Origin of the sequence: Bradyrhizobium sp. ORS 278 (genome assembly GCF_000026145.1) — a bacterium.
Lineage (GTDB): Bacteria > Pseudomonadota > Alphaproteobacteria > Rhizobiales > Xanthobacteraceae > Bradyrhizobium.
In genome coordinates this window covers 2054892-2066881 of record NC_009445.1, presented here as the reverse complement: position 1 = coordinate 2066881, position 11990 = coordinate 2054892, and the positions used below count along the sequence as shown (strand labels likewise).

At 65.7% G+C, this 11990-nt stretch carries 13 protein-coding genes; 11 read left to right on the top strand and 2 right to left on the bottom strand.

Features of this window, described 5'->3' with window-relative positions; genetic code table 11:
• Nucleotides 1–8: 8 nt before the first annotated feature.
• Nucleotides 9–1307, bottom strand: coding sequence for a TadE/TadG family type IV pilus assembly protein (locus BRADO_RS09135; protein ID WP_011925033.1), 1299 nt, complete (start codon nucleotides 1305–1307; stop codon nucleotides 9–11).
• Between the two features lie 323 nt (nucleotides 1308–1630).
• Between BRADO_RS09135 and BRADO_RS09130 the strand changes: the two genes are divergently transcribed.
• The 4 genes from BRADO_RS09130 (at nucleotide 1631) to BRADO_RS09115 (ending at nucleotide 4525) form a co-directional block, all read left to right on the top strand.
• Nucleotides 1631–2011 carry a hypothetical protein gene (locus BRADO_RS09130; RefSeq protein ID WP_011925032.1) on the top strand — a complete coding sequence of 127 codons (381 nt, stop codon included), beginning with the start codon at nucleotides 1631–1633 and terminating at the stop codon, nucleotides 2009–2011.
• A gap of 196 nt (nucleotides 2012–2207) precedes the next feature.
• On the top strand, nucleotides 2208–2696 hold the full coding sequence (locus BRADO_RS09125) for a hypothetical protein (protein ID WP_157872535.1): 489 nt from the start codon (nucleotides 2208–2210) through the stop codon (nucleotides 2694–2696).
• A 99-nt stretch (nucleotides 2697–2795) separates the two neighbouring features.
• Entirely contained in the window at nucleotides 2796–3971 is a 1176-nt protein-coding gene (locus tag BRADO_RS09120) for a zinc-dependent alcohol dehydrogenase (protein WP_011925030.1), read from the top strand.
• A gap of 14 nt (nucleotides 3972–3985) precedes the next feature.
• Complete coding sequence (locus tag BRADO_RS09115) at nucleotides 3986–4525, top strand: hypothetical protein (RefSeq protein WP_011925029.1); 540 nt, start codon at nucleotides 3986–3988, stop codon at nucleotides 4523–4525.
• Nucleotides 4526–4547: 22 nt separating this feature from the next.
• Here BRADO_RS09115 and BRADO_RS09110 read toward each other — a convergent pair whose 3' ends face one another.
• The gene (locus BRADO_RS09110) at nucleotides 4548–5462 is read right to left on the bottom strand and encodes a hypothetical protein (RefSeq protein WP_011925028.1); all 915 of its coding nucleotides are present in this window, start codon (nucleotides 5460–5462) and stop codon (nucleotides 4548–4550) included.
• 330 nt (nucleotides 5463–5792) lie between these two features.
• Between BRADO_RS09110 and BRADO_RS09105 the strand changes: the two genes are divergently transcribed.
• The 7 genes from BRADO_RS09105 to BRADO_RS09070 all read left to right on the top strand — a co-directional run bounded on the left by BRADO_RS09105 (nucleotide 5793) and on the right by BRADO_RS09070 (nucleotide 11849).
• Nucleotides 5793–6239 (top strand): hypothetical protein, encoded by a 447-nt coding sequence (locus BRADO_RS09105; RefSeq protein ID WP_011925027.1) that lies wholly within the window; start codon nucleotides 5793–5795, stop codon nucleotides 6237–6239.
• A gap of 156 nt (nucleotides 6240–6395) precedes the next feature.
• Nucleotides 6396–8036, top strand: a complete 1641-nt coding sequence (pgm, locus tag BRADO_RS09100; protein ID WP_011925026.1) for a phosphoglucomutase (alpha-D-glucose-1,6-bisphosphate-dependent) — start codon at nucleotides 6396–6398, stop codon at nucleotides 8034–8036.
• Nucleotides 8037–8156: 120 nt separating this feature from the next.
• On the top strand, nucleotides 8157–8399 hold the full coding sequence (locus BRADO_RS09095; protein WP_041756273.1) for a hypothetical protein: 243 nt from the start codon (nucleotides 8157–8159) through the stop codon (nucleotides 8397–8399).
• Nucleotides 8400–8715: 316 nt separating this feature from the next.
• The gene (locus tag BRADO_RS09090) at nucleotides 8716–9954 is read left to right on the top strand and encodes a lytic murein transglycosylase (protein WP_011925024.1); all 1239 of its coding nucleotides are present in this window, start codon (nucleotides 8716–8718) and stop codon (nucleotides 9952–9954) included.
• Between the two features lie 27 nt (nucleotides 9955–9981).
• A complete protein-coding gene (locus BRADO_RS09085) occupies nucleotides 9982–10212 on the top strand; it encodes a tautomerase family protein (RefSeq protein WP_011925023.1) in 231 nt (76 codons plus the stop codon).
• Between the two features lie 102 nt (nucleotides 10213–10314).
• A complete protein-coding gene (locus BRADO_RS09080) occupies nucleotides 10315–11082 on the top strand; it encodes an SDR family NAD(P)-dependent oxidoreductase (protein ID WP_011925022.1) in 768 nt (255 codons plus the stop codon).
• A gap of 263 nt (nucleotides 11083–11345) precedes the next feature.
• Nucleotides 11346–11849 (top strand): DUF1993 family protein, encoded by a 504-nt coding sequence (locus BRADO_RS09070; RefSeq protein WP_041756271.1) that lies wholly within the window; start codon nucleotides 11346–11348, stop codon nucleotides 11847–11849.
• The last annotated feature ends 141 nt before the right edge of the window (nucleotides 11850–11990 follow it).

Genomic DNA, 11990 nt, shown 5'->3' with positions numbered 1-11990 from the left:
GCGGCGTGCTACTTCGTCAGATGCGCCGAGGCGATCGCCTGCTGGAACAGCGCGGTCAGCGCCGAGCCGATGCTGCCGCTGGAATCGACCTCGTAGTAGTAGCCGGGGCTGGCGCAGGATTTCATTATGGTGCCGATCGAATCGCGCCAGGGCTTGACCCAGGTGTTGTAATAGCCGTTGCTGGTGATGGCGAGATAGGTTGTGTACAGCACGGCGATCTTGATACCGCGAGCCTTCAACGCAGTGCAGGTGGTCGTCGTGAGCGGCTCCACGCAACGTCCCCCAGACTGGGTGGTCTTGCTGCATGTCGTCGGGTAGGCATAGTCGGCAACACCGTCGGACACGAAGAACAGCCATTTCTGCGGATTCGTCGACGAACCGTCGCCCTGCGTGGGGATGACGCCGCTCATGGCCGACATGGTGCCGTCGAAATCGGTGCACATGTCGTTGTTGTAGCCGCTGTAGGGAATGGTCATCAGGTCCAGCGCACCGACCGACGATTTCACCGAGGACATGCTCGACGAGAGGCTGGCGACCGTAGTCAGCCCGAGCGAGCCGCAATCGGCCCCCATGCTGTAGACCGCCATCCGATACTGGTTGCTGACGATCTGGCTGGAGGTCGCCGTGTCCGTGAGCGACTGGGTTGCCGACCGGACGACGTCGATCCGCATCGTCACGCCGAGCTTCTTCGCCTTGTCATAGTAGCTGTTGGTCTGCAGCGTCTTCTTCGAGCTCGACGTATAGGTGTCGTGGCAGGCGAAGGCGCACGTGTCGGTCGTCGCGTTCTGCAGCGTCGTCATGTCGGCCGTGGTGGCGCCGAGTCCCTGCGACGGCGAGTTGTCGACCAGGACGTAGAAGTCCATGTAGGTCGGGAACGAGGCAGACGCCGACGAGGACGCCGAGACCGTCATGGTCGGATAGCCGAACATGTACATGAAGGAGGTCTTCACCACCACCGTCGCGCTACCCGTCACGGTCCGTGCACTGACGCTGTCGGTGATGTCGATGCTGAGCGAGTTCGACGTCAGCTTGTGCGCCGACATCTGGCCGTTGAACATGTTGGTCGCGGCCGTCTTGGCGTCCGATGAACTCCCGCGCATGGCGGTATAGCCGGTCGCCGCCAGCAGCGCGGCGTCGATCGAGGCCGACAGCTTGGCCTTGGCCCGCACCGCCATCGAATAGTCGATCGCCGAGCCGATGAAGGCCAGGATCGGCAGCAGCGCGATCGCGAAGATGACGGCGATATTACCGCTGTCGTTGCGGCGGAACCGCGACAACAGGCTGAGGTACTCACATGCGGGCGGCACAGCCTGACTCCAACAAACAAGATGCGTTCGCAGGTCATGTTGCTGAGCAACAGTTGCATTGGAATTGATGGAATTGCAGAGAAACGGTTACATCGCGTTTCTGATTGTCATAAACGGTGCCGACACACCGTCAATGCGCCGCATGACCGTCATGCAGATCTCCTGCTTCACGCCGGGAACGATGGCGCGCCGCGCGGACCCGCGCCGCCCAAGGCCAGCTCCCCTCCTCTGATACCCCGATTGCAAAGTGGCGGCGCGAATAGCATAGTCCGCGCGTTTTCCGGCGCAGGGGCGCTGATTCTTGAGGGGTTTCGGGGACGACGATGGCGGATGCCGATCTTGATGCCGTGATCCGGCAACTGGCCAAGCAGCAGAACAAGGCCATCCTGGCGGCGGCGAAGAAGCGCAAGAACCGCTTCAACGGCATGGCTGCCAAGGCCAGGGACAAGGACGCCAAGGAGCGCTTCAAGCTGCTCGCCCGCGAGGTGGTCGAGCAGGCCAGTGCCGCGGCGCGCCGGCTGCTGATCTCCGCCGACAACGTCGCCGACAGCTACGCCCGCGCGATGCGGCAAGCCGCCGCGGTGGAACTGCCGAAGAAGGTCGAAGCCAAGAAGGCCGAGCCCGGCAAGGACGCCAACGCTTCGGTGAAGACAGGCGGCAGGCCGGCCAAGAAGGCGGCCGTGAAGTCCAAAAAGGCGGCCTAGCGCAGCAGAACCTGCATCGGCTCCGGCCTGAAGGGACGCAGGAGCGCTACGCGCGTTCGCCGTTCGCGACAGCCTGAAGTTGACGCAGGTCAATGCCCGTCGTGCTGCGCGGGGCTTCGCTGCTTCCCTCGAGCTGGCATCGAGTTCCCCATGCATCGGGCCTCGTGAGCCGCCGCATCAGCGAAGGAGGTCACCCATGACGAGGTTCAAGCCTGTCGTCCTGCTCTGCTCCGCAATGCCTATCGCCGGCCTCGTCTCGGCCGCGCATGCCGAGGTGCTCGCGCACTACGAATGCAGCGTCATCGGACCGTCGAGTCCTGAGCCGATCGGCGATCGCCCCGGCCACGCTCTCAACACGGTGCAGTTCTCCTGCTTCGCGGTCGAGGGCGTGATGAAGGACGCGATCTACACGGCGGTCAATGTCTCGGAATGGGATGGCCTCAAAGTAGCCTATCAGTTCGCCGGCGGGGTCCATCGGATCGCCGGCGGCTTCGCCGTGACGCAGATGAGCGAAGGCAGCGCCGTCGTCCTGGTCAAGGATGGTCAGCCGGCGGGCACGGCGGGCAGCGGCAAGGCCGTGATCAAATACGCGGTGGGCACGTTGGCGCAGCTCAACGGCAAGACGGTGTCGTTCACGACCAAGAGCACGAGTCTCGGCCGGTTCAATCTCGACTTCACCGACTGAGCGTCGCAACTGCGAGCAGCGAGCTCAAAAACGAGCTTTTCGCTAGCAACCATCCGACACCTTCTGACTTTCTTCCCGGACATTCTCCCGGAGGATTGCATGAAGGCGCTGGTCTGGCATGGCAAAGAGGACATCCGCTGCGACACAGTCAGCGATCCCGAGATCGAGCACAGCAGGGACGCGATCATCAAGGTGACGAGCTGCGCGATCTGCGGCTCGGACCTGCATCTGTTCCACAACTACATTCCCGCGATGATGCCCGGCGACATCATGGGCCACGAGACGATGGGCGAGGTCGTCGAGGTCGGTTCCGGCGTCAACGGCAAGCTGAAGAAGGGCGACCGCATCGTCGTGCCCTTCACCATCATCTGCGGCGAATGCGACCAGTGCAGGCGCGGCAATTTCTCGGTGTGCGAGACGACCAACCGCAACAAGCACATGGCCGAGAAGGTGTTCGGCCACAGCACCGCGGGCCTGTTCGGCTACACGCATCTGACCGGTGGCTATCCGGGCGGCCAGGCCGAATATCTGCGCGTGCCGTACGCCGACGCCACCCACATCAAGGTGCCCGATGGCATGAGCGACGAGCAGGCGCTGTTCCTCAGCGACATCTTCCCGACCGGATGGCAGGGCGCGGCGCAATGCGACATCGAGCCGGACGACACCGTCGCTGTGTGGGGCTGCGGCCCGGTCGGCCAGATGGCGATCCGCAGCGCCATCCTGCTCGGCGCCAAGCAGGTGGTCGCGATCGACCGCATCCCGGAGCGGCTGGCGATGGCCGAGGCCGGCGGCGCGATCACCATCAATTTCGACAGGGAGAGCGTGGTCGAAAGGCTCAACGAGCTGACCGACAACAAGGGCCCGGAGAAGTGCATCGACTGCGTCGGCTTCGAGAGCCATATCAGCATGGCGCAGCCCGACAGCGTGCTCGACCGCGCCAAGCAGATGTTCATGATCGAGAACGACCGGCCGCACGCGCTGCGCGAGATCATCTATGTCTGCCGGCCCGGCGGCATCGTCTCGATCCCCGGCGTTTATTCGGGCTTTTCCGACATGGTGCCGATGGGCGCGCTGATGAACAAGGGCCTGACGATCAGGACCGGCCAGACCCACGTCAACCGCTGGACCGACGACCTCAAGCACCGCATCCAGGACGGCCAGATCGATCCGTCCTTCGTCATCACCCACACCGTGCCGCTCGCGCAGGGGCCGGAGATGTATCGCGCGTTCCGTGACAAGCAGGACAGCTGCGTCAAGGTCGTGTTGAAGCCGTAAGGAAAGCGCACATCATGTTTCATTTTTCGAATCTGGTCCGCTCCAAGGGCGATCCCAAGATCATCTCCACCGGCCCGAGCTCGCTGACATCGGCCGACCGGCTGGCGCGCGGGCTCGGCTGGTTCTCGATCGCGCTCGGCACGCTCGAGCTGCTGGCGCCGCATCGCGTGACCAACGCGCTCGGCATGCAAGGCCGCGAGGGACTGGTGCGCGCCTATGGCGTGCGCGAGCTGCTCGCCGGCGTGATGACGCTGTCGGTGGAAAAGAGGGCCGGGCTGTGGAGCCGTGTCGCCGGCGACGGGCTGGACATGGTGACGCTGCTCGGCGAGGTCAGGCCGAGCAATCCGCGCGCCGGCACCGTGATGGCGGCGCTGGTGATGGTGGGCGGCATCACCATGCTCGACTACATCGCCGCGAAAGACGTGGCGGCGCAGCATGATCCGAAGCGCGGCCGCAAGCGGCTCTACAGCGACCGCAGCGGCTATCCGAAGGGTATCGCGGCGGTCAGGGGCGCGGCGCTGGCGCCGCCGGCAAAGAGTCCCGTCACGACCTGACGAGTAGTAGCGGCTACGCGAGTCAGGGCTTGAGCGCGACCGAGAACAGGCGGAAGCCGGCGATTTTCGGAAACGCTTCGGCGGCCTCGGGCGAGGCCAATGCAACGACGGCTGCGCTCACCTCGCCGCTGCTCAGACGGGTGATCGCAGTCGCCTGCCCTTCCAGAAGCAGCACCTCGGCCGCGCCGGCCGCGTTCATGGCGGCCGTGATCTTGGCGTTGGATTTGGCATAGCGCTCGTCGATCGCGATCACCTTGCCGCTGAGATCGCTGAGCGCGCGCACGTTGGGACGCGCCAGCAACACGGCCACGAGACGATTGTCCGCCGGTCCTTCGGGCACGCGCAGCGCGGTCATCCGCTCGGCCAGTTCGGCCGCAACCTTGACCGCGGCGACCATGACCTCGCTCTGAACCTTGGCGGAGGTCGCCGGCGCATCCTTCACCGCAGGATCCTTTGCCGTGGAATTCTTTGCCGTGGGATCCTTCGACATCGAATCCTTGGACGGGGCATTTTGGGCCGGACTGTCTTTCGCCGAAATTGGCGGTTGGGCGACCGGCGCCGATGCTCCGTCGGTTGGAGGTGTGGGATTGGCCGGCACTGCCCGCTGCGGCTTCTCCGCCGGCTTTTCAGCCGGTTTCTCAACGGGCTTGTCGAGAGGCTTGGCGACGGCGACGCCGCTGGCTGCTCGCCGCTTGGCGGCGCGGATGTGCTTGCGGTGAAGGGCCGCGCGCCGCGACACGGCATGCGCCTGACGGCTCGCCTTGACGGGCTCGGATGGTGTCGGCGAAGCCGGCTGACCGGCGGCCGGAGTTTCCGCGCAGGACTGGCCGCTCAGATCGACACAGGGCGCCGCGACCTGCGGCATGACCGGACGGCTGCAGCCCGCCAGCGCCAGGGCTGATACGAAGGCCAACGCGCCGAGACATAGCGCTCTCACTTTTCCGCTCCTGACGACTCTCCTGCGCGCAAGATGCGCGTCTGCTTTGGTCTGCTATTTCTCGCGTGATGCGTTAAACCCACGCTTATTTCCCGTGGCCGAGCGGCGTCTCAACGCGGCGTGGTTAATCTCCCACCACCAAGCCGGCAGCGCTGGCCGCCCGCGGGGCGGTCAGTCGGGCCGCGAAAAAATAATGGCCGGCGCAGCGAAGCCTTCCCGACCACGATTTATGGTAGTGTCCGCGACCAAGACTAACGCGGGGGCGAGCAAATGCGTTTTTTCAGCACGGCATCCGCTGTGTGCGCTGCCATATGCGTTGCGGCCAGCCTTGTGGCAGATGCCGGGCTCGGCAGCGCCAACGCCGATATCATCGCGCGCTACGACTGCACGATCGTCGGCACGATGGGCCTCGAGCCCATCGGCGATCGTCCCGGTCACATGCTGGTCAGCTTTCAGTACTCCTGCTTCGCGACCGACGGCCTGATGAAGGGGGCGACCTACGCGGCCAGCGTCGCCTCGGAATGGGAGAACCAGAAGGGAACCTATCTGTACGGCGCCGGCATTCATCGAAGTCCGGAAGGCTATGCGGTGGCGGTGCTGACCGAAGGGACAGGTTCGGCGGTCATGAAGAATGGTGCGCCGACCATTTCCGAGGCCACCGGCAAGGTCGCGTTCAAGCGCGCCTCCGGTCGATTCGCAGCGCTGGAGGGCCGGACCGCGAATTTCACGGCCCGGCTCATCGGCCCGGGCCATCTTGTCTACGAGCTGATGGACTGAACCGAGCGGATTGGCCCGCAACAGGCGAACGAAATTCGTTGATCGGATCAGCGGCCGCCGCCATGTTGGCGGTCGAGATCGCCCTCTTGCCGCACGCATGGCCGGGCGGAACGAAGCGGCTCTGCCGATGTTTTTCGAACTTGCGAAGGATGCTCCATGGCCAAGACAGACCCCGCTGCCGGCAAGCCGATCGCCAATGCCGCGCTCGCCAACATTCCGCGGCTGATCACGGCCTATTATGCGCTGAAGCCCGATCCGCATGAGCCGACCCAGCGGGTCGCGTTCGGCACCTCGGGCCATCGCGGCTCATCGCTGAAGACCGGCTTCAACGAGAACCACATTCTGGCCACCACGCAGGCGCTGTGCGACTACCGCCGCCAGCAGGGCCTCGATGGCCCGCTGTTCGTCGGCATCGACACCCATGCGCTAGCCGAGCCGGCGCTCGCCAGCGCGCTCGAAGTGTTCGGCGCCAACGGCGTCGAGGTGATGGTCGACAAGGACGGCGGCTACACGCCGACGCCGGTGATCTCGCACGCCATCATCTCCTACAACAAGGGCCGCACGGCGCATCTTGCCGATGGCGTCGTCATCACGCCGTCACACAATCCGCCGGAGGATGGCGGCTACAAATACAATCCGCCGCATGGCGGCCCGGCCGACACCGACGCGACCGCCGAGATCGAGCGGCAGGCCAATGTCTATCTCGCCAACGACCTCGATGGCGTGTCGCGCATCAGCTACGCCCAGGCCAAGCAGCGCGGCTCGGTGCATCCTCACGACTACATCACGCCCTATGTGGCCGATCTCGCCAACACCGTCGATCTCGACGCGGTAAAGTCCGCCGGGATCAAGATCGGCATCGATCCGCTCGGCGGCGCCGCGATCGCCTACTGGGCGCCGATCATCGAGCGCTACGGTCTCAGCGCCACGATCGTCAACGACCTGGTCGACCCGACCTTCCGCTTCATGACCGCCGACTGGGACGGCAAGATCCGGATGGACTGCTCCTCGCCCTACGCGATGGCCAGCCTGATCGGCATGCGCGAGCGCTTCGACGTCGCCTTTGCCAACGACACCGACGCGGATCGCCATGGCATCGTCACCCGCTCGGGCGGGCTGATGAATCCGAACCATTATCTCGCGACCGCGATCGCCTATCTGTTCGCGCACAGGCCGGACTGGCGCAGTGACGCCGCCATCGGCAAGACAATCGTCTCGAGCTCGCTGATCGACCGTGTCGCGCAGAAGCTCGGTCGCAAGCTGGTGGAGACGCCGGTCGGCTTCAAATGGTTCGTCGAAGGGCTCGGCTCGGGCAGCTTCGGCTTCGCCGGCGAGGAGAGCGCGGGCGCCTCGTTTCTCAAGCGCGACGGCACCGTGTGGACCACCGACAAGGACGGCCTGATCCTCGGCCTGCTCGCCGCCGAGATCATGGCCAAGCGCGGCCGCGATCCGAGCGAGCTCTACAAGGAGCTCGCCTCGGAGCTCGGCGCTCCCGTCTATGAGCGCATCGACGTTCCGGCCTCGCCGCCGCAGAAGGCGGCGCTCAAGGCGCTGACGCCGGAAAAGCTCGGCCTCAAGGAACTCGCCGGCGATCCCGTCCGCGTCATCCACACCAAGGCGCCCGGCAACGGCCAATCTTTCGGGGGCATCAAGGTCGAGACCGAGTATGGCTGGTTCGCGGCGCGCCCCTCGGGCACCGAGGACGTGAACAAGCTCTATGCCGAGAGTTTCCGCGACGCCGAGCATCTCAAGCGAATCCAGAGCGAGGCGCAGGCGGCACTGGCGAAGGTAGCGTAGCGTCGCGTGCGCGCTGAGATTCGACGCGGGTGTGATCACCTGCACATACGCGTCGGGCCGGCCGGACTACATCCCTGACATGGACTGCATCGGGCAGCCATGACAGCAGGGGTGACAACCATGATCCGTTCCTACGTCCTCTCAGCCGCCGCTCTCGCAGGCGGCATGCTCATCGCGTCCGCCGCGCCGTCGGCGGCCCTCGATCTCAGCTGGCTCAACAACACCGGCTATGTGAACTGCCTGCGCAACAGCCACACCGTCGTGATGACCTATCCGCCCGCTCAACGCGCCGCGATGGACGACAAGCTTCGACGTGCCTGCAACCGCGGCTACTTTCCGAACCACCCCGGCTACCAGTACTGATGCCGGCGAAGTCGCCTGCCTCGCCCGCGCGGTCAGCACCACGCGGGCTTTTTGATGCGCTGCGGCACCGTCGTTCAATGACCACGCGCGTCCCGTCGAGGGATCTGGCCGTTGTGCTCGGCCTCGCCGCCGGAAGCCGCATCGACAGCTGTCACGACGGCCGTTTCCCTTTTCGCCGCAGTTCGGATATCGATGGAGGCACAAGGGATTAGACAGCGATCGGTGAGACCGGATGCGAACCTCTTCGACTGCCTTGCGCGTGACCTTCAGCGCGCTCGCAACCTCGTTCATGCTGGTTGTCAGCGCGTCGGCGCAAATGGCGCCGGAGCCCGCCGCTCCGCGACCGAAGCAGGCGCCGTCGATGCGCGCCGCGGCCTGCCATAACGGCCAGAATTTCGATCGCTTTCTGGCCGAGCTGAAGCAACGCGCCGTCGCCGAGGGCGTGTCGCAGCGCGCGATCGCCGCCGCCTCGCCCTACCTCACTTACGACCAGGGCATCGTCAACCGCGACCGCGGCCAGCGCGTGTTCGGCCAGCTGTTCACCGAGTTCGCCGGCCGCATGGCGGCGGTGTACCGGATGCAGAACGGCCAGCAGCACATCAAGGCGCATGCGGCGGCGTTCGCGCGGGCCGAGAAGGAATATGGCGTGCCGCCGGCGGTGATCGCCGCGTTCTGGGGCCTGGAGAGCGATTTCGGCTCCAACATGGGCAATCTGCCGGTGCTGCCGTCGCTGGTCTCGCTGGCCTATGACTGCCGCCGCAGCGAGCGCTTCCAGAACGAGACGATCGCCGCGCTGAAGGTCATCGACCGCGGCGACCTCACGCCCACCGAGATGATCGGCTCCTGGGCCGGCGAGCTCGGCCAGACGCAATTCCTGCCGACGCACTACGTCACCTACGGCGTCGACTACGACGGCGATGGCCGGCGCGACCTCTTGCGCAGCGCGCCCGACGTGATCGGCTCGACAGCCAACTACATCGCGACCGGATTGAAATGGCGTCGCGGCGAGCCGTGGCTGGAGGAGATCCGCGTGCCCCAGACCTTCCCCTGGGAGCAGGCCGATCTCACCGTCAAAGCGCCACGCAGCAAATGGGCCGGGCTCGGCGTCACCTATGCCGATGGCCGGCCGCTGCCGAACGATGCGCTGGAGGCCTCGGTGCTGCTGCCGATGGGGCGTAACGGCCCGGCGTTTTTGGCCTACGCCAATTTCGCCGCCTACACCGAATGGAACAACTCGCTGATTTATTCGACCACCGCGGCCTATCTCGCCACCCGCATCGCCGGCGCCGCGCCGATGCGCAAAGCCAGCGGCCCCGTCGCTCAGCTGCCCTTCAACGAGATCAAGGAGCTGCAGCAATTGCTGGTGAAGGCCGGCTTCGACGTCGGCAAGGTCGACGGCGTGCTCGGCCAGCAGAGCCGCACGGCTGTCAAGACGATGCAGCTGCGGCTCGGGCTGCCGGCGGATTCCTGGCCGACCGCCGAGCTCCTCGCGCGGATGCGCGGCAACACCCCGCGCGCGCAGGCCGCGCCGGCTGCGGCCACCGCCACGCGCTGATCCAACAACCGCCAGAGGACAACGGCCATGCCCCACGTCATCGTCAAGCTCTATCCCGGCAGGTCCGAGCAGCAGAAGCAGGCGCTCGCGAAGGCCCTCACCGAAGCGGTGATGCACACGCTCAACTCCGCCGAGGACTCCGTCTCCGTCGGCATCGAGGATGTCGCCGCGAACGACTGGACGGCCAAGGTGTACGGGCCCGACATCGTCGACAAGGCCGCCACGATCTACAAGAAGCCCGGCTACGAACCGCAATGAGCTGATGGTGCCATGACCGGCTGCTGCGCGTTGTGATCGGCCGCCGCGACCGGCTCGGCGCGGCGGCCATCCCGCACCCTGACACATTCAAAGGATCAACGCATGGCGATCGTCTTCATCACCGGCAGCACCGACGGACTCGGACGCGCCGCCGCGCAATCGCTGCTCGATCGAGGGCATCGCGTGGTGCTGCACGCCCGCACTGCCGATCGCGCGGCCGCGCTCGGCGAACTCGGCTCACGGGCGGCCGGGATCGCGCTGGGCAATCTCGGCAGCGCCACGGAGACGCGCCGCATCGCCGAGCAGGTCAACGCGATGGGGCGCATGGACGCCATCATCCACAACGCCGGCGTCTATTCGCAGCCGGATCGCGGTGCGACTCCGGAAGGGCACGCCATCACTTTCGCCGTCAACACGCTCGCGCCCTACATGCTCACGGCCTTGATCAAGCGCCCGGTGCGGCTGGTGTATCTCAGCAGCGGGCTGCATCGCGGCGGCGAAGGCTCGCTCGCCGATCTCGACTGGACGAAGCGGCCCTGGGATTCGGGGAAGGCCTATGCCGAGACCAAGCTGCACGTCGTGGCCCTGGCCTTCGCGCTGGCGCGGCGCTGGCCAGGCGTGTTGAGCAATGCCGTCGACCCCGGCTGGGTGCGCACACGCATGGGCGGAGCCGGCGCCCCCGTCGACATCGATACCGGACAGCAAACCCAGAGCTGGCTCGCCGTGAGCGACGATCCCGAGGCCCTGCTCAGCGGCCGCTACTGGCACCAGCTCCGGCAACAGGAGCCGGCGCGCGAAGCCACCGAGCCGGCGTTCCAGGACGCGCTGATCGCCAGACTGGCCGACTTGACCGGAGTGGCGCTGCCGTAGCGCGCTCGACCCCAACGGTCATGCCCGCGAAGGCGGGCATCCAGTGCGCAGCGGCCTCTCGGCTGATGACGACTGCCGGCGATTACTGGATCCCCGCCTTCGCGGGGATGACAGTGGTGGGCGCGGCGGCATCGCGGATCTCACAGCCATGTACCATGGAGAGCGCCGCGAGACAGCCGAAAGATGCAGTTGCATTTTCCTCGGCACCGCCCCATCTCGGGACACGCAAACATTGCGCCGTCTCCTCCTTCAGCGAGAGCATCATGTCCTTTTACGATTCGACAGTGCCAGCCTACCTCCAGATGCTCGGCAGCCTCTCGGGCCTGCTCAGCAAGGCGGAAGCCTATTGCGAGGCCAAGAAGATCGCCCCCGAGGTGCTGCTCGGAGCGCGGCTTTATCCGGACATGCTGCCGCTCTCCCGGCAGGTCCAGCTCGCCTGCGACTTCGCCGCGAAGGGCTGCGCGCGGCTGACCCACAGCGAGGTCCCCAGCACGCCCGACACCGAGACGAGCTTTGCCGAACTGCGCCAGCGGCTCACCAAGACGGCGGATTACCTGAAGACGTTCACGCCCGCGCAGTTCGAGGGTGCAGACGGCCGCGACGTCACCTTTCCGAGTGGACCGAACACCTCCGTCACCTTGAAGGGGCAGGATTTCGTCAACCGTATCTCGTTTCCGAACTTCTACTTCCACGCGGCCATCGCGCACGGCATTCTCCGCCACAACGGCGTCGAGATCGGCAAGCGGGACTTCCTGGGCGTCGCCTGAACTGGGTTCGCGCTTCAGCGGATGCCTACGCATATGAACGTGGTGTTCAGTCGAACGAACTACCAGTTAGTTGCTCCGTCATGCTCGGACCTGTCCCAGGCATCCACGTCGTTCTCAGCATGCTGGACAACGTGGATGGCC